Here is a 26,299-nt window from a genome sequence, read left to right on the forward strand (position 1 = left end):
GTATTTCAGAACATACTTTTTAATTATAGCAGATTACTTTCAAATCTTAAAGCCCCGCCGGATAATATCTTTACCCCGGCGGAAAGATTATACTTAACTGTCTATCAATTTCTTATCCACCCTGCCGTGCAGGAAGTGGTATAACACCATTCCTACGAGGATGACGACAACCAGCAGCAGATACATGCCTCTGTATCCGGACACTGGTATTAAATATCCCAGCAACAACGGCCCGAGACCCAGACCCAAATCAAGCGCAATAAAATAAGTAGAGTTCGCAAGACCCATATTTTCACGCGGTGTCATCTTAATCGCCAATGCCTGTATAATGGATTGAATGTTACCATAACCCAGTCCCAGTAAAGTTGCTGCGATTAATAGAACAGCGCCGACGTATGCCTGGCTGATGACGATCATTCCGAGCGCAAATAAAATTATTGCCGGATATATGACGACATTCGCTCCCTTTTTATCCATTAGTGGTCCGGTGATCGGGCGGGATAAGAGCACAGTGACCCCGTATACTAAAAAGAACAGGCTGCCCGCTTCAATCAGATTGATTTCCTGTGCATATCCGGTAACAAAGGATAATATGCTCGAATAGGCAAATGCCATCACAAACATGACCACTGATATCGGCAATGCGCGTTTTTCATAGTAGTCGGAAAAACTGAAAGGTGCATTTTTCTGTTTTACCGGTTTATTCACATTCGGCGGTCTCAATGTGAGACTCAGCAGTAAACTGATTGCCGACATGACCAGTGAGAATACAAAAACACTTGTAAAGCCGACATTCGTTATCAGCATCACACCGATCAACGGTCCTATCGCAGTCGCCATGACAACAGACATGCTGAAATAACCGATGCCTTCACCACTGCGGCTTTGGGGAATTACCTGAGCCACAATCGTACCGGTGGCAGTCGTTGCCACTCCTATCATGATGCCGTGCAGAAAACGCACGAGAATCAGGCCATAAAGCCCGAGCGGCAGAAAATATAAGGACGTGACTATTAAAACCAACACCGCTCCGACCATCAGCATCTTCTTGCCACCCGTATAGGCGACCTGCTTACCTGCATATATCCTCCCCACCAGTGCACCGATGACGAATATGCTTGCGACAAATCCTGCCATACTCATCGAAGCATCATACTCATTCATCGCATAGACCGCCATCGTCACAAGCAATAAATACATGGATAACGTCAAAGCCAAATTCACGATAGATGTGCTGATAAAATCCCTGGTCCAAAGTTTCTCTTTATAGTTACTATTACTCAATTTATCATTATCTTCCTTTATATTCTTTTATTCTGCGGGAGATTTTCTGCATCAGTTCTGTCAGTTCTTCAATTTCTTCCGACTTTATTTCCTGCAGTGCATACTCATAAAATATATCCGTTTTGTCCCTGACTTTCTCATAGACCTGCCGGCCCTCTTCAGTAATATCTATAATACGCACCCGCCTGTCTTCACCCGGCGTGCTCATTAGAAATCCCCGGTCAATCAACTTCATGACCATACGGGTGATCGTCGGTTTTTCCACGCTGTTATATTCTGCAATTTGGCTGATTGTGTGGGGGCCGAAATTTTTTAAATACACCATTATACGCCACTGTGAACTGTACAGATTGAATTCCGATAATAACAGATCCATATTCGTAACATACGGACGGTATGTACCCGAAAGTTCAAAGAATAACCTGCGCTTATCCTCCATATTACTCAACTGATTCACCCCAATATAATTAGTTACCCTAAGTAATTATATTATGAGATTTATAGTTTGTCCAGTCTGCCATTCGGAATCCGGGTGAACTTAAAACCCCGTCAAACTTTCGACGGGGTTAATCCAATTAAATCTGTACATTTATCTTACATATTCAAATATGCCTGCTGCACCCATACCGACACCGATACACATGGTTACCATGCCGTATTTTGAATCCGGTCTCCGCTTCATTTCTGAAAGCAGTCTTGCTGTCAGCATTGCACCCGAAGCACCAAGTGGGTGTCCCAGTGATATTGCACCGCCGTTCACATTCGTTTTCTCGGCGTCCAGCCCTGCTTTTCTGATTGATGCGACTGTCTGTGAGGCAAATGCTTCATTCAGTTCGACAAGATCCATGTCATCTACTGTCAGACCGGATTGCTCGAGCACTTCCGGTATCGCATATGCCGGTCCGATTCCCATAATCTTCGGATCGACACCGACTGCTTTAAATCCGACGAAACGTGCGATTGGTGTGACACCGAGTTCCTTTACTTTATCCCCTGACATCACGACAACAAATCCTGCCCCGTCTGTCAATGGCGCCGAAGTTCCTGCGGTGACCGTCCCGTCTGCTTTGAACACAGTTCTCAATTTGCTTAAACCTTCCATGGTTGTATCCGGACGGATGTGTTCATCCGTCTTAAATTCATTTTTAGTGACAACCGGTCCCTCTTCATTATAGGTTACTTTATTGACATCCACCGGTATGATTTCATCTTCAAATCTGCCCGCGTCAAGCGCCGCCTTTGCACGCTGGTGGCTCTGCACCGCATATGCATCCTGATCTTCTCTCGATACTTCAAATTCTTCAGCAACCATTTCAGCTGTCAGCCCCATCGGATATGACACGCCTGAGTCTGCATCCTGCAGTATTGGGCTGTTCGTCGGTTCATTGCCCCCCATCGGTACGGCACTCATCAATTCCACGCCGCCGGCAACCAGCACGTCCGCCTGCTCTGCCTTGATTTGATTTGCAGCGAGTGCGATCGTCTGAAGTCCCGATGAACAGTAACGGTTCACCGTCTGTCCGGGCACATCATTCGGCATGCCTGCCAAAAGTGCGATTGATCGTGCAATATTCTGCCCTTGCAATCCTTCTGGAAATGAGTTCCCGACGATGACATCTTCGACCATATCCGGATTGAATTTGCCATCGACCCGGTTTAATACACCTTTCAGAACTTGCGCAGCCACCTCATCCGGTCTGTCGTGGAACATCGCACCGCCTTTTGCCCGTCCGGCAGCGGAACGTCCGTAAGCTACTATATATGCATCCTGCATTTAACTTCATCCTTTCTCTGTTCATACATTTGATTAATTACGGAGCGGTTTACCCGTTTCAAGCATGTAACTGATACGTTCATATGTTTTTTCAGTTTGGAGAAGTTCCAGGAATCTCTCCCTTTCCAATTTCTGCAAATATCTCTGATTGACATATGTGTTACGCGGCAGATTCCCGCCCGATAATACTTCTGCAATTTTCAATGTAATATCGTAATCATGATCGCTGATGAAGTTACCGAGACGCTGAGCATCGAGCATTCCCTGTGCCAGTGCTTTAAAGTCACTGCCGAGGGCGATGTACTGTCCTTTCGGTTTTGGAATATAATTCATCTCCGATTCAAGACGCGCTTTATTTAACGCAGCTTCCACCCGCTTCTCCATATTCAGAATGATTGAATCGGTATCACGTAAATATCCGTATCTTTTTGCTTCATATGCATTCGTCGACACTTTTGCCATACCGATATTCGTCAGCACTTCTGTCATGGACTGCTGTTTATCATCATGTTTATGAGTCGTATTTAATATACGGTCCGACATTTCAGCAAGACCGCCGCCGCTTGGCAAGAGACCGACACCCGCTTCGACCATACCGATATACGTTTCACTTGCTGCCACAACAAATGGAGAGTGAAGCACTAATTCGCATCCGCCGCCGAGCGCTTTGCCCTGTACAGCGGTAACAACCGGTTTCAATGAATATTTCATCCGGTTGAAACTTTCATGCAGCTGATCGATTGCCGGACCGACCAGTTCATCCACTTTCTTCATTTCATGTGCTTTTTTCATCATATACAGGTTGGCGCCGACGCTGAAATTTCTTCCGTCAGTATACAGAACCATGCTTGAATAATTTTCATTTTCAAGTAGATCGACAGCTTCGATCAAATCTTTTGCAAAGCCGTCGGAAATAATATTATTCTGACTCTGCAGTTTTAAAAGCAGCTGGTCTCTATTCGCAACCGATAAATTTGAATCCTCACGGTTCCAGATTTCACTGTCGATGAATTCATGTACAGGTGTCACACGTTCCAATGACTCATCTGTTTCGTAAAAAGATCCGCTGCGCTTTTCTATCCATTCCGGCAGTTCACCGAGTTCTTCTTTCATACGTTCTTTAACCCGTTCGAAGCCCATCAGATCCCACAGTTGAAATGGTCCTTTTTTCCAGTTGAATCCCCAGACGACCGCACGGTCTATATCTTTATAGTCCGCTGCCGCCTTTGGTACATTCAACGCTGAGTAATAAAAATTGTTCCTCAGTGTTTCCCACATGAACAACCCGGCTTTATCATCCGCATTAAAAATGGTATCCATATTCGCTTTTAAATCTCTGGTGAATTTACCGAGGATTTCAAATGACGGCTGTGACTGCTCGACATATTCATCAGTTTCTGGGTCAAAGACAAGAATTGATTTTTTCTCTTTTTTATAAAATCCCTGTTTCGTTTTTCTGCCTAGAGCACCGTTTTCCATCAATTTTTCAGCAAGCACTGTATCATGGAAAAATTCTTTTTCCCCAGGCACCTGCTGCAGCCCTTTTGTGACTGTTACTGCAATATCCAGACCGACTAAATCGACCAGGCCGTAAGTCCCGAGGCTCGGCCGGCCGATACTGCGACCTGTCAATGCATCGGTGTCAGTAATCGACAGTCCCGCTTCTTCCGCTCTGTACATCACGTCATTCATCGTCTGGGTGCCGACACGGTTTGCTACAAATCCGGGTACATCATTCGCTACGACGACCCCTTTTCCAAGCTTATCTTCAGCGAAACTCTGAGCTCTCTTTAACGACTGTTCTGCAGTATCTTTAAGCGGAATGATCTCAACCAGCTTCATAATGCGCGGCGGGTTGAAGAAGTGCATTCCAAAAAACCTCTGACGTTCTTCATCGCTGAACACTTCAGCGATATATTCGATTGGAATACCTGACGTGTTTGTCGCAAATAATGCATCTTCTTTTGCGACTGCCTTTACCTTATTCCACACATCGTGCTTAATTTCCAGTTCTTCTTTAACCGCTTCTATATAAATATCTGCATCGTCCTGGTCCTTCAGATCCTCATCGAAATTGCCGTAAGTCAAATTCGGTGCAAATTCCAGGTCGAACAGCTGGGGCTTCTTTTTATCTGTGATTATTTCGTAAGATTTTCTTGAAACCTTATTCGGATCTTTTTCATCTATTGCCATATCAAGTAATTTCACTTTTAAACCCGCATTGACGAGCAGGGCAGCAATTTGACTGCCCATCACTCCTCCACCCAACACGGTTGCTTTTCTTATCGTCATGAAGAACCCTCCATATTATTTTATCTGTCATTTTGAATGCTTACCGGCTTAAAGGAATGCTGAATCGCCTGTTAATGCACGTCCGATAACGAGCGCATTGATTTCATGCGTCCCTTCGTAAGTGTAGACTGCTTCAGCATCGGAGAAGAATCTTGCAATATCGTACTCGGCAAGAATGCCGTTTCCTCCGGTAATTCCGCGTCCCATTGATACGGACTCACGCAGTCTGAGAGCATTCATCATCTTGGCTGTCGATGTTGCGACTTCGTCATACTCGCCGTTCTCCTGCATGCGTGCAAGCTGTGCAGATAATGTCATCGCATGAGACAGATTCCCCTGCATCATCGCAAGTTTTTCCTGGATCAGCTGATACTTGCTGATTTCTTTGCCGAACTGTTTACGCTGTGTCACATAATCGAGCGTTGCACGGAGTGCGCCCGCCATAGCACCTGTAGCCATGTATGCAACACCCGCTCTTGTAGAATAAAGTATTTTGGCAATATCTTTGAAGCTGTTGATGTTCTGCAGACGGTCTTCTTCATTTACGACTACATTATTTAAATGGATATTCGTATTCGGAATGATTCTGAGTGCAATTTTGTTTTCGATAATATCTATATCGACGCCGTCCTGTTCCGGACGGATGATGAAGCCTTTGGGCTTGCCCGTGTCTACATCTACTGCAAACAACGGGATGACATCTGAGACATTTGCACCGCCGATCCATTTTTTAGCCCCATTTATAATCCAGCTGTCGCCTTCGCGTTTAGCGGTTGTTTCAAGTCCGCCCGCTACGTCCGATCCGTGCTCCGGCTCAGTCAGTGCAAAACACGTTCTCAGTTCATGCGACTGAAGTTTTGGTATATAGTGTGCGACCTGCTCTTTAGAACCGCCGAATAGAAATGCATTATGTCCAAGACCCTGGTGTACGCCGAGCACTGTAACCAACGACACATCGAATCGTGCAACAGTATAGGACATGAAGAACTGGAACAGCTGACTCGGTGTTTTAGCACCTTCACGCCCTTTAAACAGCAATGGATTCCTGAAATAATTCAGCTTGCCCATATCATCAAAAAAGTCTTCGGGCACTGTTGCATTTACCCAGTGATCATTGATGGAATCACGGTACTTTGTCTCAAGCAGGTCATCCAGCTGTTTTAAAAATTCAACTTCCCCTTCAGTTAATTCTTTTGATACATTCAATAAATCTTCTGGATATAATTCTTTCAATACTTTATCTTTTTCAGTCATAATGTCCCCTCCGCATTTATGATAACGCTTTCAAATAACCTTAAAAATTTTATTGATTCACTTCTTTTTCCTTGGCTTTTTCATTCATCAATTTCTGAATTTCCAATCTGTCCGGCTTAGCAGTAGAGTTTAATGGAATATCTGACATTTTCAGATAAAGTCTTGGTATTTTATATCCAGCAACCCTTTCTCTTATATGTGCATCCAGAATCTCTTCAAAGTTTTCTGTTTCTTCAGCCAGAACAATTGCAGCAGATACAGACTCCCCGTACTCAGGATTGTCGTAACCGACTACAATTGCCGATCTGACAATCGGATGTTCTGAAAGTGCAGCTTCAACTTCTGAAGGCAGGACGTTTTCACCGCCGGTAATGATCAATTCTTTCTTACGGTTGACGATATAGATATCCCCGTCTTCATCTTTTCTTGCAAGGTCGCCAGTCAGGAAATAACCGTCGGTAAACGATTCAGCCGTTTCTTTTGGCTTATTCCAATATCCCGGTGTGACATTTTTCCCTTTAACCGCAAGTTCGCCGATTTCTCCGTCTTTCGTTTCACTGCCGTCATCATCAAACAGTTTCATATCCATGTACATGATCGGTTTCCCAATAGCCATCGGTTTAACTTTCGAATTATGCGGTGTATTCACCATGGCAAGCGGCGCTTCCGTCAGACCGTAGCCGTTAATAAGCGTCAGACCCATACTTTCAAATTTCTTCTGTACTGCTGGCAGCGGTGACGATCCACCCTGGATCAAGTACTCGATGTTCTCAAAGTTTGCAGGGTTGAAGTTTTCTGCAGCAAGCATGCCGTAATACATCGTCGGTATCATGATCAAATAATCCGGTTTGTATTTGGCCATCAGGTCATTGAGTTCTGCCCCATCAAAATACCGGTGCAGTACAAGTGTGCCGCCTGCCATGATTATAGGCAATGCAGTATCATTCAAGCCGAGCACATGAAACATCGGTGTCGATATGATCGAGATTTGTTTCGAGTTCGTTTTATATGTCAGAGCCGCATTGATAACGTTCGATACGTAAGATTCGTAGGTGAACATGACCCCTTTAGGCAGTCCCGTCGTACCGCTCGTATACATCAGAGATGCCAGCTCATCACTTTCAACATCTACAGTTTCAAACGGTCGATGGTTTTTCGGGTTGCATATTTCATCATATTCCTCTGAATCGATATCCATATGCAGCAGTTCTTCAGGTGTGCCAGTCAGACTTTCTTTATGTCTTAAAGAATAAAAAATCATCTTAACTCCGGAATCTGCAATGATACTTTGAATTTCTTTCGGTTTCAGACGCCAGTTGATCGGTAAAAATACAACACCCATCTTGAATGATGCAAACAGTAAGTCGAATATCGCTACATCATTCGGTGCAAAAATCCCGACGACATCACCGCGTTTGATTCCCTGGTCTTTAATGTGATTCGCCAGGTTTTCCGCACGTATATTCATATCCTGATATGACCACTCCGTCCCCTTCTGAGGGTCGATGACCGCTGCTTTCACTTCGTCATAATCCGATCTTGTTTTAATCCAATCATAATTCATTTAAATCTTCCCCTTTGTCATTAATTATTCTTTTATCGATTGTGCAAGTTTCCCCCATGTTTCATGAAAAATTCCTTCGTCGATGACTTTCAATTCTTTGGAAATTGCCGGCTTGAAATCCATCTGCAACAGCACATCACGTTCCAAATCAAGACCTGGTGCGATTTCAATCAGCTCCAAACCATCCTCAGCCAGCTGGAACACTGCCCGTTCTGTGACATAATATACTCGCTGTCCAAGCTCTTTTGAATAAGCTGCATTAAAATCCAGACTTTTAACATGATCTACAAATTTCTTCGAAAATCCCTCTTCTTCAATGTACAGTTCATTATTTTCACAGGCCGATTTCGCCCCCACGACCATCGTCCCTGAAAATATCAATGTTTTAATCGTCTGGCTGAGGTCTATAAATCCGCCGTTGCCATTCATTCTGTTTCCGAATTTTGATACGTTGACATTGCCTGAACCGTCGATTTCAGCAAAGCTTAAGAATGCGACATCAAGCCCCCCATTGTAAATGAAATCCCAAGTCATATCATGACGCATTCTGGCATCGAGATTGTAGTTCATGCCAAAATGGTTACCGCTGCCGATCATACCGCCAAAAATACCGGTATCGATATTCAGTCTGACAAGATGGTCAGCAGCCTCTTCTCTTAACACATTACTCAGTTCATTATTGATGCCATAGCCGACGCTGACACCGTCCCCCTCCTTTAAAAACTGCGATGAACGTCTCAATATGATTTTCCGCGCGCTGAATGGGACAAGTCCCTCTTTCGGTTCAACTATTCTATGGTGACCGGATAAAGCGGGGTCATAATAGGTCTGTATTACCTGTTTATGATATTTGGGATTTTCATTTATGACCACATAATCGACAAGTTCACCGGGAATGAACACATCATTCGGATTAAACTTTCCACTTTCAATGATTTCTTTCACCTGCACGATGACTATGCCGTTATTTTTACGTGCTGCAGTGGCCGCGCTGAATCCTTCACCAAGATGAGACTCATGAGTCATAAAAATATTCCCCTTCTCATCCGCATAAGTTCCCCTTAACAGCGTCACATCAATTGCGGGAAAATTATAATGAAGATATTCCTCATCATTAATTTCAATTAAAGAAACCAGATCCTCCTCAGTAACATCGTTCATTTTGCCCCCTGAATATCTCGGATCCACAATCGTGTTCAATCCGATTTTAGAAATCATCCCCGGCGAAGAATATGCGTGATTCTTGTAATGCGTCGCAATAACGCCCTGAGGTAGAAAATAAGCTTCGATTTCATTATTTTTAATCGCATCAATCGTAAACGGTGATGCGATGATCAAACTAGCAATGATTCTTTTGACCATCCCCCTTGATATAAAAGAATCCAGATCGAAGCCGTCGTCAAAATCACTGATATCATTCGAAACGATAAAAGTGAGAGTATCAGTTTTCCCATCTTCATCATGCTGCTCAGCCAGATGCTTTAAAACTTCCATTGGCAGATTGCCGGTGGATAGAGCTGCCAGAGCGATGACGTCTCCACTTTTGACAATACCTTTCAATTCTTTGTAAGCAATAATCTTCATAATTCAATCTCCCGACTTTCGATATGAATTTTCAGAATATAAACACCCCTTTGTTTATTTTTCTATTTACAAGGATAAATGTACCACCACATGTTTTAAATGTAAACGATTTCATTTCAAATAATTCAGATTTTATAAAAATAAAATTTTATCCCTAATACTAGTAACAGGTACTAATTATTAGTGGTCAAACCACTGTTGTTGACGTCATATCAAGCCTTATGGTTAAATTTACCTTTTGAAATTTTTGAAAATTATGTTCATCTTAAAATGAAATAAAAAAATATTGACATTTCGTTCTAAAAATGTCCAAGTACATAAAAACCACCAGGCAATACCTGATGGTTTTAGATAATGATATTATTTTTCCTCTTTAGCTATGCCGTAATTTCATTCTTTTTCATGGTAGAAGCTAATTATACTCTTTAAATAGAACGATTTTTTAACATACGTATTATATTTCAAGCAACTAATTTATGCAGATTTACTTTTATTGTAAATTTATAATTCCAGTTTCGGTTCCCCAGAATCCCGATCGCACTTGTAGTTGCTTATCACTGCTATTCACTATATCTTGAGTTACATCAAAAACAATGTTTGCTGTACGTGATGGTCCAGGATTAATCTCTTCTAAAAATAGACCACTACCATCATCATTTGCATTTATCGACTCTGAACCATCTGGTTCAAATACTCTTTCACCGTAAATAATTTTAAAGAAATTACTATCAGTAGTTATAGCTTCATTTTGGTGGTTCACAACTGTAACATCCATAACAATATAAGTATCATTTGCTTCAGAAGCTATAAACTCAGAACCCACGCTATCTGATTGATACATTTCATTGATAGTGAATTCTACACCATCAACCTCTAATGGTTCACCAATTCCTACAATTTCATCAACTTCTTCTTCAACAATTTCCTCATCCTCAGAGGCAGATTCTACTTGTTCCTCGCTATCTGTTTCTTCTACCTCTTCTGTTTCTTAGGCTGGCTCTTCTGTAGTTTCCTCGGATTCTTCGGTATTTTTTCAGAAGCAGTTTTTACAGATTCATCTTCGGTGTCATTTGAATCTTCGTTGATAGCATAGCCCCACAAGCTCCAATTAGAATAATTACTCTAAAGATAATAAGTAGCCACTTGAGGTAGCCCCCCTCTTTTTTTCCGGAGTTTTGTTTCTGTTGTTCAAATTCTCTTCTTTCTTGATCAAACCCCCTTTTTTCCCCATCTAATTGCCTTCTTTCTTCTATTACATGGTTTACATAGCATTTGATAGTTCTCAGTCACTGTTCGACCATTGGAATACCAATGGTCAATGTGGTCCACTTCCATTTGCTTCATAATAAAAGTATCTCCACAGTTCGGGCATTTAACATTCTGTCGTTGATATGCTGCTGCACGTCCATAAGACCATCATAGTCATATGTATATATAAGTATGTCATAAATATCTCTTATTTCCAGACCGATAAGTTCATCCTCGCTCCTTCAAGCGAGTAGTTTTAAACCTGAGCCAAAAAGAATGAAAAATAAAATATATATAGGAGTGTTTTCATTATGCAGACTTTAGTTGTGTCAAAAATCAAATTGTATCAGGAAGCCCGGAAGAAGGATATTTTAGGTAAAGACCATTACAAGATGAATACCCCACATGCTTTTGCAGCGTTAGGTTGTCATTTCTTACGTGGAGATGTTAAAGAGTCACTGCTTGCGTTGCAGTCAATACTAAAAATGAGGTAGTCACGGTTTATACAGTGTTTACAGGTACGATTGACAGTATCGTTGTCAGCCCCCGTGATATTATGCAGTTTGCCTACTTAATAATGCAAGTTCGCTTGCACTTATCCATAACCACCCGAGTGGTACGTCGAGCCTAGTTCTGTGGACGTTAAATTTACAAATCGTACACAGATGGCCGGAGACATGCTTCAGGTTGAGTTACTGGACCATGTTGTTATCACTGACGATGACCACAGCAGTATTCGTTCTATGAACCTGAATTGTTCGAGCATAAAACAAATAAAGAATTCGAAGCATTTGTCGCAGATGAAAGAGGTGGTTACGATGAGTGATCCAATAGAAGAGATTAGAAATATTCTGGTATCTAAAAACTATGAAGTCGATGGTATCAGAGGAGTTGAGCGCGGAATGGTCACGTTTACTGAATGTGACCGTTCTTTTTATTTATTCGATCACTTTTCACATATAAAATTATTGGTTTTTAATCATGTTGACCTGGAATACACAAAGAAGTATATCCCGTTTGAGGTTGCCTTGAATTATATAAACGAGGTTATTAGTTAGATGACATTATTTTACTTATCTGATTATAATGATTGCGAAGTTGTGGTATCTTTATAAAGAATGAATAAAAATATGAAGTATGGAGGTTATATGAAAATGAAGAAGTTAAAACTTTTATTCTTACCCTTTGTTGTCGTTTTATTAATATTATCAGCATGTGGTAATGACGAACCGGAAGTGGAAAGTGGAAATGTAACCGAAGAAGAGTCTTCTGAAAACGAAGATGTTGTTCAAGAAGGAAAAGTAACCGAGGAGTCATCCGGAGATGAATTGTTCAAGGACAATGATTCTGGTCATGCACAAGTTGACGGTTGTGAAATAGGTAACGACGGCATCGAGGACACATTAAACTGCTCTGTCGATTTACCTGAAGAATACCAGGCACATGACAATGATATACGAGACGCAGATGAAAAATCTGCAGAAGTAGCTGGAGAGTTGTTCGATGAACTTAAAATGCTTCCAAACACAAAAGGACCTTCTAAAATGTACGTTGAGGAAGTATCAAACAACACTTTCGAAACATATATCACATTTGAGGTTGGAGAGAGTGGTATAGGTTTACAACATTATGATACATATAAAACAATTCTCGAAAACGCATTGAATAACTACGAGAAAACGATTCGATATGTCGTCAGAGCATACGATGAGAACTTTACTGATAACGCAAACGTTAAAACAGTGAGCTATTTATCAAAAGTCCCAGACGAAGTTGGGTCTGAAGAAATTGGTGTATACACTGCAAACGAAGCACACACTTGGGTTGTACTCCAGTTCAACCTGGAAGAGTGCGCACAGAACAACTGTACAGCAGAATCAACAGAGGAAATATATAAGTACACAAATTTCATGGATACTTCTGATTTTATGTATGAAGAACTTAACATCGAAGAATATGATGTCGACGAGTCATTATTCAAAGGTAACTTTTAAAACTTATATGTATAAGGGGAGCTTTAGCTTCTCTTTTTTTAACTGAATCCACCCCACTCATCTCCGACTGCGCCGATATATGAGTTTCATTCACGGACTGGCAAGATCCACCAGGCGTTGTTCTGGAAGTATTGAATCCAGATATGACCATCTTGTCTCAAGATATAGTCATACTTGATGCCGTGTTCGGGATAGACCCATCCACCTTCGGGTGATGACTGGAATGGTCCACCATTCGAGCCACTCGCTCTCGACATAATCCGGCCGCTTCCGACTGTAAACGTGCCTTCAGCAGATGCCCATTGTGTTCCGAACTCATTGGTCTGGATATCATTTGTAATTCTTGGTGTTCTTCCGAAACTCCCTGTAATCTTCAGAACTTGCCCAATAGAGATGGTATCATCTTTGACAACGGTATGTGTATTACCTGTCGCTGCTGACGGCGGTGTTATTGTTGGCTTGGATGGCGCTTTATTATCAACAGCTGACTCGGTACGACTCTGAGGATATATAGTCATTTGTTAGATAAGAAGAAAAACGAAGAAGATGAAAAAGTTGAAGCTTATCTGCACAGAAATGGCACAAAATAAAAAGAACCCTCCTAAACGTTGATTTAGAAGGTTTCTTAAAAATATGTAACGGACAGCTAGGGAACTTATATAATGTCTGTAAGCACTGATATAACAACGTTTTAAATAATATTTGTGCCATTTTTGTGCCACATAATTTTTATTATGTGGTATAATAAAGGTAGGCTTCCAGAATCAAACTAGGTGTGTTGGTTCACCTCTGCACACCGTGTTTATTCACTTTCATCTTCTTCAAAACTTTTAATTCTTCAACAGTCAGGTCGGGTACAAAACGTATACCCGGCTTTTTTTATGCCATTTTACTGCACACCTCATATAAAGCACAAAAACGCCCATAGTGACGATTTAAGCACTCAATGATTAATACCATTAGTTCATGCTTAATCGCCTTGCTACAGGCAACCTCACAAGCCATTTTCAAGTAACGGCTTTTCCAATCAGTGTAATTGTTCTATTTCGTTCATTATCGTTGGTGATGCTCTCAATATCGTAAATTTCGCCTTTAAACTTAATTTTGTGGTCATGTTTGACACCTTCCCGGTATCGGATGATGAACCTTGACGACAATTCATGACCGGACAGGCCAAGATTCTGTACCTCGCTGCCTTGCATCGTCTTTATATCCGCCCAGGGTTTGAATATGGTGACTTCTTCATCACCACCGTGGGCTTCCGGGCCGCTTGCTGGTATCAGTTTTATAATTTCGATTCGATTGTTGAAATGATATGCCATAGTATTACCTCCTTTTACATCGCTCTTAGAAATTCTTCAAAGTGATCATATAAGCCCACATAAGCATCTAACATGGAAGCTGTACCATCTATACGCTTTTTAGCAGATTGATTTTTAACGGGGACAATATTACCGTTCCTGTCCTCTTGTATGCCGGTATTCGTCAAACACCATTTTAATATCGGGTGATTGTTGTAATTAATCTTTTTGGCTTGTAGATCTGCGCCCATATTCCCCATTGGTAATGATAATGTTTTTGCGCCCTGGATGCACCTTTCCATCTTGAAGCCGTGCTGCTCCATCTCGTCCACCCAATAGCGTGCTGAATAATTATCATAATAGATCCACAATGGAGTAATATCATAATCGTTCATCATCTCGACAAACCAGGCGGTAATGTCGCTGTAGTTGATGGTGTTGCCGTTACATAACCTTAACAGTCCTTGTTCATGCCATTTATCATAGGGTATCTTGTCATGCTCTACACGTTCTTCAAAGCTATCCCGTGGCAGCCAGTACATCTGGTGGCAGTATCGCTTGTGGGTCTCCTTATCGACGAATAACAGCGTGGCACATGATAAGTCTGTCGTGATACTTAAATCCGCCCCACCAATGGCATAATGTCCCCTGAAGTCCTCTATATCAAAGGTTTCTTCATTGTTGATGTCATCGAACGTCAGCCAGGCACTGTGGACGGTATCACGGATGTTGAAATCTTTGGTAAGAAGTCCGGTCAATTCATTCGAGTTATTTTTAGCACGGGCAACCTTCCTTTCAAGGTCATTCACCTTTTTAGAGATGCCCAATGCTGGGTTGGCTTTCTGCCACTTCGTCGGGTCTGTCCATTCCTTCTTTTCATCGAGTTCATAAAGTATCGGCAGAAAATTATCATCAGTGAAGTTACCGTCCACCACATTGGCCGCATACTCATACATATCATCAAAGATTGTACCCCGTTGCGCCCCAGCGGTTGTAATCATAATCAATAACGGCTGCTGCCTGGCAGATTGACTTTGCTTCATCACTTCATATATATTTCTGTCCTGAATAGAATGTACCTCATCGACCACAACTAATTGGCTATTTAGGCCGTCAAGACTGTTCGAGTTCTTAGCCAGGGACATCATCTTACTGAAGTTATGCGAAAAATATAAATCACTCTTACGCTTGCGGATATGTTTAGATAAATAAGGACTTTGCATGATCATTTCGTGCGCTGCATCAAATAAAATATTGGCCTGTTCCTTCTTACTGGCAATGCTGTACACTTCAGAACCTGATTCACCATCAGCAATCAGCATATATAACGATATGGCCGCCAGTAGAGCCGTTTTACCTGATTTACGGGCCACATAAAACATGCTTTCCGTGTACCGCCTGAAGCCTGTGTCCTTGTCCACAAAGCCAAACAGTGCCGATATATACGCTTTCTGAAACAGTGCCAGCTTTAATGGCTTGCCCGCCCACTCACCCTTAGAGTGTTTGCAAAACTTTTCTATAAATTCGATTGGTCGGACAGCCTTTTCTTCATCGAAAATATAACGATCATGACCGTCCATATCTGCAATTAATTTCTCATATTGTTTGTACACTCTTTTAGATACAATGATATTGCCTTCTTTAATCTCATTGAAGTATTCCAATACATAATTCATTTATTCACCCTGGACAAAGTTTAATAATTCGTCGGCAGCATCCTGGCCACTTTCGGGCATAATCTCCATGAGTTGCTTATAAAGAAGGCTGTACTTTTGCACGGTCGTATTATATGCCTTTAGTGCCGGGTGTTCTCTTAGAAATTCTTGCTTGCCTTGTTTGAAGTCACTGACCGGGCCTTCATCCGCCACCCGTTGTTTCAAGACAGATAAGGTCTGCTGCATGAATAACAGTTCATTGTACAGGCTCTTAGCGATTGGCTGCCTATCTTCCGGTACATCCTTCAATAACTTTTTAAGTTCTCGCATATCTGCGTTAGTTTTGATATTAACCAGCTTAGTCATAGTAAATCACTCTTTCTTTTAGTTTATTGGTTACCTTTTGTAACTCTCCCCTATCTGAAAATGTCATGTGGAGGGTAAGTTATCCCCTGTCGCCGGTATCCCGGCTCACTTTCTGAAATTTAAAGTCGGGGGGGATAAAAATATTTTGAAACTAACTTTTGACTAACTCACCTTTCGAGTTGAAGCTTAGTCCTGATTCAGTCGCTTTTGTTTTATGGTGTTCAATATTGTGACAGTCCTGACATAGACTTTCTAACTGTTCCCAATTCAGTGTGATATTCGGGTCATCTATATTGTCCGGTGTCAGGTGTGTTTTATGGTGGCATATCTTAGCAGCATCCCCGCAACGTTCGCATATATAGTTCTGGCTCAGCATGTAACTGATGCGGCAACTTACCCATGCTTTGCTCCTATAGAACGACATTGCCCATTCTTTAGCCATTCTTCGCACGTCCTATGGCCGTCAAGGACACCAGCAGCGTATCAATGGTACGCTTCAGTCTTATGCTGTCCTCTGTCTGTGGATCAAACCACAATTGCAATACAAACTTCGCTGTCGTCTTTGCCAGTGGATGCGTGACTTCCCCTTCATCCCAAGCAACGCCAGTAGATACTTCAAGGTAACCTGGTATCGCTTCAATCAACGGCTCAATAATATCATCGTTGTAGTCGCCATCTATTCTTAGATAGTCCCGTGCTTCCTGTAAGTCTATGATCATTGTGTGACCTCCTTATAAAAAGAGGATGCCAGCAGATACTGACACCCTCGATTGTGGTTTTTAAATTATACTTCAGGTGCTGCATCCAGCTTGATGAACGCTTCTTCTACTAATGGTTTAGTATCAGCAATAGCCATTGCTCTGTAATCGACAAGGCCACTTCTGAATGATGACTCACGTGACACTTCAAGCATCAAGCCTTCCGGTAAGTTGTAGCCCATGTAATTGAAGTTACCCAGGATAACAGTACCGTCTGCGATGTTGTCATCAATGACTACTTCCTTGCCGAGGATGCGCCCCACTGATTCATTCTTAGGGTCTTGTATAAAGATTGGTCTGTTGTTGTTATCGACCAGTGCATACACGTTGTTATAAAGTGTAGCGTTTGACATTGCAAACTTCGCACCAGCTGCATATCCTCTTTTCAGTTTTGCAAGTGCTGAAGTGAAGTCTGTATACTCACCAGACAGCGGCAGCGTGTTCGATTCATTCCAAGTGATGCCACTATCCAGGCCAGTGCCTTGTTCATCTCCTGTACCATTGACCAGGCCATCAGCGATTGTTTCCATGACCGAGTTAGTGAGTTCTTCAATGATATAAGATTCAAACGCCTGGATGCTCATTTTCTTAGCGGCTGCGGACATTGAGAATACTTTCAAAATCTCATAGCCATCAAACTGTACATAAGTCACATCTTTCTTTTCACTCTCGACTTGTGCGCCTTCAGTGTGCCAAGCGGCCTTAGATGTCGGTGTACCAATCGGTACTTTAATCTTAGTCGGTAGGTTGAAGCTTCGAGCATGTGAAATCAGGCCGCCCATCGTGCGTGCTTTGCTGATGACTTCATTAAGTGTCGTTGTCGGTAGGACAGCAGCACTGTTCGTTGTTGTATTGAAGTTATCGGCTCTGCGCTCTACTTCCTGTTTCTGCATCGCTGTATCAAATGTACGTTGCTCAACGTCTGTAAGTTTTTGCCCCAGCATCGACTTGAAGAATGCACTGCGGTATTCAGCAGATTCAAATACATCTTTTTCGGATGGTACTTTCTTATCCTGGTTGAATGATGCGCCAGTGATCGGGTTGAAGCTGCGCTGTTCGTTGCTCTCTTTTTCAGTCACATTCTCTTTCGCTTGATTCAATCCCTCAATCTCTACATTGATAGAAGTAATATCTGCTTCCGGGTCTGTGTCAATGACACCTTTCAGCTGTGCGGCTCTCGATTCGATTTGCTCTAATGGCTGTGTGCGGTAGTGATTAAATGCATCCTGTACTGTGTTAAATTTCATATTATAATTACCCCTTTTAATATTATTATTTGAGTGCAGCGGTCAATTGTGCCGTTGCAGAAACCAATTCTGATAATGCTTTGACTTGTTCCAAGTTGCCATCATACTCAATATCTTTCGCCAGTTCTTTGATTAGGTGCTCCAGTTGCTCCCTTGCTTCATACATCACTGAACACCTCTGCTTAAAATCTGATTGAGTTTAATGCGTGCGTGCTTGCGCTGCTGCTCCAATTGTTCGGCTTCTTGCATCTGGCTGCGTGCTTCGACTGAAGCCATTTCATAAGCCGGGAAGTTCACAATGGAACATTCGAATAGCTTGTTGATGCGTGATATTTTTCTTGTACGTTTCTCTACATCATAGTGACTACCATCACTGTCAGTAGTAAAACTGAATGACATGCCTGTCATATCGCCCCGTTTTACTGCCGTATAAACGGAGCGTGCTTCTTCCGTATCAGGAAGAACGGCTCTCATGTTCAAACCTCGTTCATCTGTCCATAAGTCCATTGTCTTAGGTGCTTTGGCTAAAGGTATCCTATTATAGTCATGGCTCACTAGCAGCCGAGTATCCGTTAAATCGACACCATCCAGGGCATTGCGCTGAATGACTTCAGTATATGCGCCCTTCGGGTCATTGATATTCGTCGGTGTATTGAACACAATCGGCGTACCGGTGATGACCATTTCTTCTTTTTCATTCTGTTGCGCTCTGATCTCTGCGTGTCTGATTTCCTTCACTATATTTCTCCTCCTCTGTATAGGTTTTATTTCTCCCCATCTGATACTGGTCGGCAATTTCACTATTGACCACATTCAACGTCTGTAAGCGTTTGTCACCATCCGCAACGGGCGGCATGTTCAATATTTCCAGTGCCTGGTTTGCTGTCAGGATGCCAAGCGGCATGAGTTCTTTAATGATATTCGTCTTACTTTCGTTGCTGGCAAACTGTAGGCGGCCAGCTTCAAATATAATCGTATTGCCGAATGCCTGTTCACGTTCTGTAAATATTTTATCTGTCAGTTCCAGTGAAAACTGTATTGCTAATGGCTCAATGATGGATTCATAAAAAGCAGCCCATTCATCTTCTGTATAAGTACTGTTCACTATGTTTTCAGATATGCCGAGGTACTCATAAATTTTCTTCTTAACTGCATTGATTTGACCATCATCAATACTGATGTTACTCACGGCTAGTGGCTCATAGTCCATTTTGCTATCGACGGCTGCAATGCCCCCGTGATTGCTCATTGATAGGTAATCTGCCATGAAAGCATCTTTTTCTTGCTTCATCTTTTCGGGTGATAAGACTTGATTATATTTCAATATCCCCCGGATGGTTGCGCTGCTCTTGATGGATTCACTCAATCCCTGGTTCTGATTGTGCGCCAATTCCAGGGCGGTCATGATGGATGAATTGCTATCACCGAGTAGATCATTACTATTAAAATGCCTGCGTGCAATGAACACTTCCGACATATGCAGTGTGACTTGCTGCCCATTACCAAACAGGAATTGCAGATACATCTCATTATTACCATCAATCACATATTCCACATTGTTTGGTGACAAAGGATAAATGCCTCTTAGATTGCCGCTATCGTCCTTCTGAAGGTATGCAAATGCGTTGTTGTGGAGATAGTAATGCGTAACCAATTTATAAATTAAATCATAGCTGGTCATATATGGATTCGGCCGAGTGTTTAACACACGATTCAGTGCCTGATCCCCTTGCAGTCGTTTACTGTCTGTCTTTGAGTAAATGATATGTTTCCCTCTTAATTTAGCAGCGTTCCTTGCGATTGCATCCACTGCCGCACGGAATACATCACTCTCATAAGCCGAGCCGCTGAAAGCCGTAAATGATGCCGTGCCGCTTGAAAGTAATTCCACCCGTTCGGTTTGTCGTTCCCTTAATTTATCTATGCCTAAAATCTTATCAATCCATTTAGCCACTGCTTCACCTCCGATTATTAATGATAACTTTTACTTATAGTAACTTACTTTTATTATAACATTTACTTACATATAAAGATAGCTTTGTCAAGGGTTTACATACTTTTTAAATGAAAATCAATCTCTGACAGCATCACACCAATATAGTCAGTTTCTTTAGACTGCTTTTGTATGTCTGATCTAATGCCGTGCAACACTTCGATTAAACGTTCCGCTTGTTCTTCGGTCATGTTGGCCCTCCTTTCCTACTTTACCTACTTTCCTACCATCATTCCTACCTCTCTCCTACCGCTGTAATGACTGGGGCTGTAGGGGTTCAGGTCAAAAGGTAGGAAGTAGGACAAATTTTCATGAAAACTTTAGTACCCCACCGACATACATGGATGCTTAGCTATACCATCCATCTATCTAACCTACAAAAAGTTTTAAGCTTTTTTATTCCTACTTCCTACTTTTACACCTGCAACCGTTGGTGTGACTGGCTTTAAGGCGGTAGCAACATGGTAGGTTTTAGGGTAGGAAGTAGGTTTCACTTACGAATATAACCGGATGTTGTCTTCCCTCTCACTTTTATAGAACTCTTATACTGCCATCCTGGCAGATTATCCATGTGCAGGCGTATCATTTTTTGCCGACTGGCGGAAGTCGCATGTTGTGGCTCAATTTTCATCACATAAGCAAGTTCTTTAACAGTCACTCTGTCAATAACAGAATCACCATCATCAACTTTGTGTGAGTCACCCTCCCGATAATGGTCATAATAAATTCTTCTATCTAGATCACTCTTGCTGTTCCAGTTTTTAGGCACGGGCATTTCAAGATACTCGTCCACTTGATGAAGCAGGATATTTTCTTCCACTGCTTCACTTCTGTATTTGTCTGCTGTTTTCTGCTCCCCTTCGGTGAAATATATTTGCTCCCCCTTAGTGTAAAGTTCATACGCTTCAGCCCATATCTGCTGGATGATTTCATCTGATATTTCATGAATATTCTTCTTCGGAGTAGACTCTAGATAAATTGGGAAGAATCGCCTGTTGCCTGTCGCATCTTTTAAATACTGTTTGTGGTTGGTTGTTCCAATAAAAACGGCTGTACGGTCATAATTTTGCGTGATTTTATCGTATGGTAGGCGTATGCTATCCGTTTCGGCACTGATAAAATTTTTCACTTCTTCAATCTGCGTTTTATTCATGCTGCTTAGTTCCGCCAGTTCAATAATCCATTTACCAATTAGTAACTGATAATCATCTTTACTTTTACCTAAACTTTTTAAAGAATCGGTGAAATACTCGCCGCCTATTTTTCTACCTATGGTACTTTTTCCAATACCTTGATCACCGCTTAGAATAGGTACAATTTCAAACTTAACACCAGGGTTATATATCCTTGCGACTGCACCAGCAAGCCACCGCCTGGTAACCTTTCGGATATACTCATTATCATCTGCACCCAGGTAGTCGATGAATAACGTTTCTGCCCTCTCGACACCATCCCACTGCTTGCTTTCAATCATATTCTTAACCGGATGGAAGGAGTTCTCACTTGCTAGCCTCTGAAGTGCCTGAAGGATGTTGCCGTCCGAGAAATCCATATAGTAGCGTTTTGAAATGTCATATTTCAATTCTGATAAAAAGGCATCTGTAATTGGTACGTCATCTATTGCAATAACTTGGGTAAACTCATTAAATTGAATACCCTTGACCTTTTCAGATTTCCGCAGCATCGTAACCAGATTTGCAAAAAGGTGTTTAATGCCCCCATCTTCATTAGTTATGAATTGCTCTTTTTTTCTGTCCCGAAGATTAATCAGCTTATCTTCTTCAAACTGCTGTTTTAGACGTTTTTCAAACATTTCATCACTCATAGGCTGTACCTCCTTTTGTTTCTGACATCTCTTTCATAGATGCTTGAAAAGGTACGCCTAAACCGTGGTGCATCCATTGGCTCAATGTGGCCTTCATTCCATTTTTCCATCAGCCTGTATGCAACAATCGGCTCAACGTTTTTAGCCAGCAAGTGCCCGAGGATTTTTGTCATCGCAATGTTACGGCCATCATGCTGCTTCATTGGTTGTAAATAATCTTCCCATTCTTCGGATGAAATTTTCTTATATATTTCAGCGTTGCCAACTGACAACTTTAGTTTCTTACTGTCATGGCTCAATTGCTTTAACATATCGTCTGTAAGGTTCATAATCGGCCCGTCACGGTACTGGAATACATACGGGCTATCATCGTACTTCACGACTGGTAAAGCGAATGGTTGGCTTAATGTGTAGCTGCTGCCGTCCAAACCCTGTAGTTGAAACTGCCTTGCCACCTTGCGCATTAAATTTTCATACTGTACGGGTGTCAGGTTACGATTGACAGGAATCAGTAACCTGTACCGCCCGGCTGCTTCTGTATGCTTGTAGGTGCTGTATATTGCAAAAGCGCCTTGATATAACGGCTCTATTTCATCGAATAAGTCCACTCCAGGTGGTAAATCATCCACATCATAGACAAGTATGTTTTTATGTTTCACATTGTCATTGCTGCGCTGCCCGGTTACCTTCCCTGAAGTGATCAGGCCGTTCTTCAATTTATTTTCTTCATTGTCACCCACAACTTTGGGTGTTTGCAGTGCAGAATAAAACTCTGACAGCATCGGCTCAATGTGCCCCTTGCCGCTGTTACCATGTTTGTCATTATAATGTGTCAACGATATTTTAATATCGTGTTCCAATTCTATTTTTTTCATTCCTTCACCCCTATTTCTGCTGAACCTTCTATATAATTTGTGATCATGGAGTGTAATTTAAAACTTGCAATTAAGGGTGAATAGACGTATACTTGAAGTAAGTTTAATATTCGTCTATTCACACCCCGACCGTCTGCCAACGGTCTTTTTTTATTGCTCTAATTCATCTGCAATTTCTGAAAGTCTGACAGCCACTTCTTCCATATCTTTCATCGCATCCTGGTTGACCATATGAATGTTATCCAAACTGCGGTAAACCATCGCATAATAGAACCTTGCATCATCAATATCTTTTAATGCGGGTATGAAGTCCAAGTGATGATTTTGAAGCTGTATCACCTTCTGCATTTGAGATATTTTATCAGATAACTTATTGACTTCTTCCGCATTGATTTTTTTATTCATTTCAATACCCCCATATCATCCAGTAACAATGTGGTAATCACTTGCTGCATCGTATCTAATGCGCTGATAACTTCTTGTGCCGTTTCATTGTCAACTTCCATTTCTTCGGGATATTTCTCATAATCGTGAATCACATCTTCAAAAGTACCGTTGATAAGTTCGATTGTTTTATTTTTATTCATTTCTATTCCTCACCTTTCAAATAATCTAATATTTTATACAATTCATCCGTTTGATAGTCCTCTAATTCCAGTATGTTGTCCCTGTACCAATGTACGGCTCTAATGGCCTTATCTACCTCTACACTGTCGTATGTCCCATACGGCGCACATATCACCTCACAAGCTTCTCTGAATGTCATTGAGTGTCCTCCATCCTTTTAGTGAATAACTCTGCTCTTTCTTCGAGTATCTGCTTCAGTTCTTCGATGCACTTATCGAGATTCTTCATCTAAACCACCTCCCTGGTAATGTCAAAATATCCGATCAGCAAGCCAATCATCATAGTGACAAAACCGATTGAGATTAATGTAAATGTTTCCGTCAATCCGATTAAGCCGATGCCAACTGTGACCATAAATAATGTGATCCAGTGCATATTAATCACCTCAACTTTCTAATAAATCGTAGTTTTTATATGCCGACCGTTTACATAGATCATCAGCCAGCTTTTCAATGTCGGTACGCTTGTAAAGCTTCTTCTTGCCGACTGAAAATGTTGGGATGCCTTCATCCTTAATTAGCAACATAAATGTCGGCCTGGACACTGATAAATAATCACATGCTTTCAACGTGTCCAACATGTAAGATGATTGTTCCGACTCTCCGACCAGCCTTTTAACTTCACTCTGTACAAACTTCTCAAATAGATCATTGTCCAATTGCAGATTAAACATTCTGTTTCACCTCGCCAAAATGTATATTATTGTCGTCATTAAAAGGTAAAAAAATAGGAATAACCTCATTGATAGCAAACAATGTTTTACCACTTGGTAGAGATTTTCCGTTTTCAATGTCTGATAAATAACTTCTTGAAATACCAATTTTGTCTGCTGCTTCTTGTTGTGTCAGTTTTAGACGTTTGCGCTTCATTCTTAATATTCTTCTGTAATCAATTTCTATAGACATATTTAGCACCTCCCTAAATGTATACTATTGTCGTCTATATTTAGTATAAAGGCTTCTTTTAAAAATGTCAACATGCGTCGTCAATTTTATGATAAAATAATTTTAAAGGAAGGTGATTACCGTGTCGATTGGCTCAAATATTAAAAAACTTAGAAAAGAAAGAAAGAAAACCCAGCAGGAATTAGCCAATGAGATTGGTATTTCTCGCACTTATTTAACAGATTTAGAAAATAATAAAAGAAATACAAGTATGAACACACTTCAAAAAATAGCTGATAAATTAAATGTATCTACTTATTATTTACAAACTGGCCAGCCCTCTTCACAAGATCTAATCAAGAACGACCCTGTTAATAGATTTATTATCAAAAATGAAGAGGACTTAAAACGGGACTTAAAATATTTAACTGAAACAAAATTAAGCACAACCGAAGTCAGTATTTTAAATAGCGTTATCCTCTTTATTGGTGTTACAAATCCTGAAGTAAAATTAAAGTTAGCTGCAATTCTTAAAATAATAAACCGTGATTATAAAAAGCTCGATAATGATGAATTGACCGCTGACGAACGAAAGGAAACACTGAACAGTATAGAAACTACCACAGGTTACTTTAATGAATTCATTAAAGAAATCTACGGCTTTAAAGAAGGTGATTAAATGCGTACCTACAAGCGTACATGGAAAAGGAAAAGTAAACGTGGAGATAATATGATAACCGTCACCAAGTGGTGTTACGACATTACCATCGGCGGAGAACGTAAAAGAAAATGTGGTTTTGATGATCAGACAGATGCAGAAGATGCCGCCAAAGAGTTAGAGGCATCTGTCAGAAAAGGCCTGGACATTAGCAAAGATTCGACATTCAAAGATTTTTACCGGGAATGGGTCACTGTATATAAAAAGGATAAGATTACTAAACGGGCTTTTCAGACTTACATTAATGCTTTAAATCAATTTATGGAATTCTTCGGGGAAGATAAGAAGCTGGCCACTCTCGATAAAATGGAATACCAGAAGTTCATCAATTGGTATGCGTCCACACATACAAAGGAAAGTACCCGGAAGGTGCATAATTGTTTGAAGGCGGCTTTAAGTGATGCGGTTTATGAAGGTTACATCATCAAAAGCCCAGCGTACAGAATAGAATATAAAGCTGCTGTGGAAACAAAAAGCGACAATTTAAAATATATCAATCGTAATGATTTCATTAAATTAAAAGAATACTTGAAATCAAAAACAAGCAAGTCTGCCCTACTCTTATACATCCTCATGGTCACGGGTGCTAGATTTTCAGAAATTAACGACATGCAATATATCCAACTTAAGCATAATGGCATAGATATACCGGAAGGTAAGACAGACAGTGCTAAACGTTTTATCCATTTACCAGCCAGCGATATTAAACATATCCGCCATGTATTAGACCAGCACAACCGTAAGGTGGTAGGGAATGTTTTTAGCATATCCAATAATGCGGCAATCAAAGCATTGGATAACGCTTTAAAAAAGTGCAATATAGAAAAGCGTATTACACCGCACGGCTTGCGACATAGCCACTGCAGCGTGCTTTTAAGTGAGGGTGTCGGTATAGACTATATCAGTAAAAGATTAGGTCACAGAAGCGTTAAAATCACTTTAGAAGTATATTCACATCTATTAGAAGAACAGTATGAAAAAGACAATAATCAAACAATAAACTTTTTGGATTCTATCTGATTTTTATGTGCCGTTTGTGCCATTCTTGTGCCACAG

Annotated in this window: 33 protein-coding genes; 6 read left to right on the top strand and 27 right to left on the bottom strand. The window is 41.2% G+C overall.

The features are described from left to right. Positions 1–93 precede the first annotated feature (93 nt). From ACY8DT_RS00800 to ACY8DT_RS00840, 9 genes are all read right to left on the bottom strand, one after another. Positions 94–1,284 (bottom strand): MFS transporter, encoded by a 1,191-nt coding sequence (locus ACY8DT_RS00800; protein WP_462421078.1) that lies wholly within the window; start codon positions 1,282–1,284, stop codon positions 94–96. A gap of 7 nt (positions 1,285–1,291) precedes the next feature. After that, positions 1,292–1,723: a MarR family winged helix-turn-helix transcriptional regulator gene (locus tag ACY8DT_RS00805; protein ID WP_462422203.1), complete on the bottom strand. Its 432-nt coding sequence runs from the start codon at positions 1,721–1,723 to the stop codon at positions 1,292–1,294. Between the two features lie 150 nt (positions 1,724–1,873). Continuing rightward, positions 1,874–3,058 carry a thiolase family protein gene (locus ACY8DT_RS00810; protein WP_462421079.1) on the bottom strand — a complete coding sequence of 395 codons (1,185 nt, stop codon included), beginning with the start codon at positions 3,056–3,058 and terminating at the stop codon, positions 1,874–1,876. Between the two features lie 33 nt (positions 3,059–3,091). After that, positions 3,092–5,350, bottom strand: coding sequence for a 3-hydroxyacyl-CoA dehydrogenase/crotonase FadB (gene fadB, locus ACY8DT_RS00815; RefSeq protein WP_462421080.1), 2,259 nt, complete (start codon positions 5,348–5,350; stop codon positions 3,092–3,094). Between the two features lie 48 nt (positions 5,351–5,398). Further along, on the bottom strand, positions 5,399–6,604 hold the full coding sequence (gene fadE / locus ACY8DT_RS00820; protein WP_462421081.1) for an acyl-CoA dehydrogenase FadE: 1,206 nt from the start codon (positions 6,602–6,604) through the stop codon (positions 5,399–5,401). A gap of 49 nt (positions 6,605–6,653) precedes the next feature. Beyond that, positions 6,654–8,168, bottom strand: a complete 1,515-nt coding sequence (gene fadD / locus ACY8DT_RS00825) for a long-chain-fatty-acid--CoA ligase FadD (RefSeq protein WP_462421082.1) — start codon at positions 8,166–8,168, stop codon at positions 6,654–6,656. 24 nt (positions 8,169–8,192) lie between these two features. After that, entirely contained in the window at positions 8,193–9,752 is a 1,560-nt protein-coding gene (gene fadX / locus ACY8DT_RS00830) for a fatty acid degradation protein FadX (RefSeq protein ID WP_462421083.1), read from the bottom strand. A 490-nt stretch (positions 9,753–10,242) separates the two neighbouring features. Further along, on the bottom strand, positions 10,243–10,593 hold the full coding sequence (locus tag ACY8DT_RS00835; protein WP_462421084.1) for a DUF4352 domain-containing protein: 351 nt from the start codon (positions 10,591–10,593) through the stop codon (positions 10,243–10,245). Positions 10,594–10,961: 368 nt separating this feature from the next. Next, entirely contained in the window at positions 10,962–11,096 is a 135-nt protein-coding gene (locus ACY8DT_RS00840; protein WP_462421085.1) for an HNH endonuclease signature motif containing protein, read from the bottom strand. 215 nt (positions 11,097–11,311) lie between these two features. Here ACY8DT_RS00840 and ACY8DT_RS00845 point away from each other — a divergent pair, with 215 nt between their 5' ends. The 4 genes from ACY8DT_RS00845 to ACY8DT_RS00860 all read left to right on the top strand — a co-directional run bounded on the left by ACY8DT_RS00845 (position 11,312) and on the right by ACY8DT_RS00860 (position 12,994). Further along, positions 11,312–11,494: a hypothetical protein gene (locus tag ACY8DT_RS00845; protein ID WP_462421086.1), complete on the top strand. Its 183-nt coding sequence runs from the start codon at positions 11,312–11,314 to the stop codon at positions 11,492–11,494. Between the two features lie 14 nt (positions 11,495–11,508). Further along, on the top strand, positions 11,509–11,631 hold the full coding sequence (locus ACY8DT_RS00850) for a hypothetical protein (protein ID WP_462421087.1): 123 nt from the start codon (positions 11,509–11,511) through the stop codon (positions 11,629–11,631). A 46-nt stretch (positions 11,632–11,677) separates the two neighbouring features. Then, positions 11,678–12,058, top strand: a complete 381-nt coding sequence (locus ACY8DT_RS14075) for a hypothetical protein (protein ID WP_510177640.1) — start codon at positions 11,678–11,680, stop codon at positions 12,056–12,058. Between the two features lie 96 nt (positions 12,059–12,154). Then, positions 12,155–12,994: a hypothetical protein gene (locus tag ACY8DT_RS00860; RefSeq protein WP_462421088.1), complete on the top strand. Its 840-nt coding sequence runs from the start codon at positions 12,155–12,157 to the stop codon at positions 12,992–12,994. A gap of 86 nt (positions 12,995–13,080) precedes the next feature. Here the strand turns inward: ACY8DT_RS00860 and ACY8DT_RS00865 are convergent, their stop codons facing one another. From ACY8DT_RS00865 to ACY8DT_RS00950, 18 genes are all read right to left on the bottom strand, one after another. Continuing rightward, the gene (locus tag ACY8DT_RS00865) at positions 13,081–13,512 is read right to left on the bottom strand and encodes an SH3 domain-containing protein (protein WP_462421089.1); all 432 of its coding nucleotides are present in this window, start codon (positions 13,510–13,512) and stop codon (positions 13,081–13,083) included. 489 nt (positions 13,513–14,001) lie between these two features. After that, a complete protein-coding gene (locus ACY8DT_RS00870) occupies positions 14,002–14,316 on the bottom strand; it encodes a phage head closure protein (RefSeq protein WP_462421090.1) in 315 nt (104 codons plus the stop codon). Between the two features lie 14 nt (positions 14,317–14,330). Beyond that, the gene (locus ACY8DT_RS00875; protein ID WP_462421091.1) at positions 14,331–15,971 is read right to left on the bottom strand and encodes a terminase large subunit; all 1,641 of its coding nucleotides are present in this window, start codon (positions 15,969–15,971) and stop codon (positions 14,331–14,333) included. Further along, on the bottom strand, positions 15,972–16,316 hold the full coding sequence (locus ACY8DT_RS00880; RefSeq protein WP_462421092.1) for a hypothetical protein: 345 nt from the start codon (positions 16,314–16,316) through the stop codon (positions 15,972–15,974). Positions 16,317–16,750: 434 nt separating this feature from the next. Next, a complete protein-coding gene (locus ACY8DT_RS00885; RefSeq protein WP_462421093.1) occupies positions 16,751–17,035 on the bottom strand; it encodes a head-tail connector protein in 285 nt (94 codons plus the stop codon). A gap of 65 nt (positions 17,036–17,100) precedes the next feature. Continuing rightward, positions 17,101–18,321: a phage major capsid protein gene (locus ACY8DT_RS00890; protein WP_462421094.1), complete on the bottom strand. Its 1,221-nt coding sequence runs from the start codon at positions 18,319–18,321 to the stop codon at positions 17,101–17,103. 25 nt (positions 18,322–18,346) lie between these two features. Further along, positions 18,347–18,490: a hypothetical protein gene (locus ACY8DT_RS00895; protein ID WP_462421095.1), complete on the bottom strand. Its 144-nt coding sequence runs from the start codon at positions 18,488–18,490 to the stop codon at positions 18,347–18,349. Next, entirely contained in the window at positions 18,487–19,059 is a 573-nt protein-coding gene (locus tag ACY8DT_RS00900) for an HK97 family phage prohead protease (protein WP_462421096.1), read from the bottom strand. Before ACY8DT_RS00900 ends, ACY8DT_RS00895 begins: the two co-directional genes overlap by 4 nt. Continuing rightward, entirely contained in the window at positions 19,016–20,275 is a 1,260-nt protein-coding gene (locus ACY8DT_RS00905; RefSeq protein WP_462421097.1) for a phage portal protein, read from the bottom strand. Before ACY8DT_RS00905 ends, ACY8DT_RS00900 begins: the two co-directional genes overlap by 44 nt. Positions 20,276–20,370: 95 nt before the next feature. Continuing rightward, positions 20,371–20,505, bottom strand: coding sequence for a hypothetical protein (locus tag ACY8DT_RS00910; protein WP_462421098.1), 135 nt, complete (start codon positions 20,503–20,505; stop codon positions 20,371–20,373). 299 nt (positions 20,506–20,804) lie between these two features. Continuing rightward, positions 20,805–22,139 (bottom strand): virulence-associated E family protein, encoded by a 1,335-nt coding sequence (locus tag ACY8DT_RS00915; protein WP_462421099.1) that lies wholly within the window; start codon positions 22,137–22,139, stop codon positions 20,805–20,807. Next, positions 22,136–23,014 (bottom strand): primase C-terminal domain-containing protein, encoded by an 879-nt coding sequence (locus ACY8DT_RS00920; protein ID WP_462421100.1) that lies wholly within the window; start codon positions 23,012–23,014, stop codon positions 22,136–22,138. The genes ACY8DT_RS00915 and ACY8DT_RS00920 overlap by 4 nt, the downstream gene beginning before the upstream one ends. A gap of 150 nt (positions 23,015–23,164) precedes the next feature. Continuing rightward, positions 23,165–23,419: a hypothetical protein gene (locus ACY8DT_RS00925; RefSeq protein WP_462421101.1), complete on the bottom strand. Its 255-nt coding sequence runs from the start codon at positions 23,417–23,419 to the stop codon at positions 23,165–23,167. Further along, positions 23,416–23,601, bottom strand: a complete 186-nt coding sequence (locus tag ACY8DT_RS00930; RefSeq protein ID WP_462421102.1) for a hypothetical protein — start codon at positions 23,599–23,601, stop codon at positions 23,416–23,418. Before ACY8DT_RS00930 ends, ACY8DT_RS00925 begins: the two co-directional genes overlap by 4 nt. A gap of 2 nt (positions 23,602–23,603) precedes the next feature. Then, positions 23,604–23,780, bottom strand: a complete 177-nt coding sequence (locus tag ACY8DT_RS00935) for a hypothetical protein (protein WP_462421103.1) — start codon at positions 23,778–23,780, stop codon at positions 23,604–23,606. An 89-nt stretch (positions 23,781–23,869) separates the two neighbouring features. Next, positions 23,870–24,016, bottom strand: a complete 147-nt coding sequence (locus ACY8DT_RS00940) for a hypothetical protein (RefSeq protein WP_462421104.1) — start codon at positions 24,014–24,016, stop codon at positions 23,870–23,872. A gap of 10 nt (positions 24,017–24,026) precedes the next feature. Next, positions 24,027–24,314 carry a helix-turn-helix domain-containing protein gene (locus ACY8DT_RS00945; protein ID WP_462421105.1) on the bottom strand — a complete coding sequence of 96 codons (288 nt, stop codon included), beginning with the start codon at positions 24,312–24,314 and terminating at the stop codon, positions 24,027–24,029. Beyond that, positions 24,307–24,546, bottom strand: coding sequence for a helix-turn-helix domain-containing protein (locus ACY8DT_RS00950; protein ID WP_462421106.1), 240 nt, complete (start codon positions 24,544–24,546; stop codon positions 24,307–24,309). Before ACY8DT_RS00950 ends, ACY8DT_RS00945 begins: the two co-directional genes overlap by 8 nt. A 121-nt stretch (positions 24,547–24,667) precedes the next feature. Here ACY8DT_RS00950 and ACY8DT_RS00955 point away from each other — a divergent pair, with 121 nt between their 5' ends. Continuing rightward, entirely contained in the window at positions 24,668–25,204 is a 537-nt protein-coding gene (locus ACY8DT_RS00955) for a helix-turn-helix domain-containing protein (RefSeq protein WP_462421107.1), read from the top strand. Further along, entirely contained in the window at positions 25,205–26,263 is a 1,059-nt protein-coding gene (locus ACY8DT_RS00960) for a tyrosine-type recombinase/integrase (RefSeq protein ID WP_462421108.1), read from the top strand. It abuts the gene before it with no gap. The last annotated feature ends 36 nt before the right edge of the window (positions 26,264–26,299 follow it).

The sequence above is a fragment of the Salinicoccus sp. Marseille-QA3875 genome, from assembly GCF_054950095.1.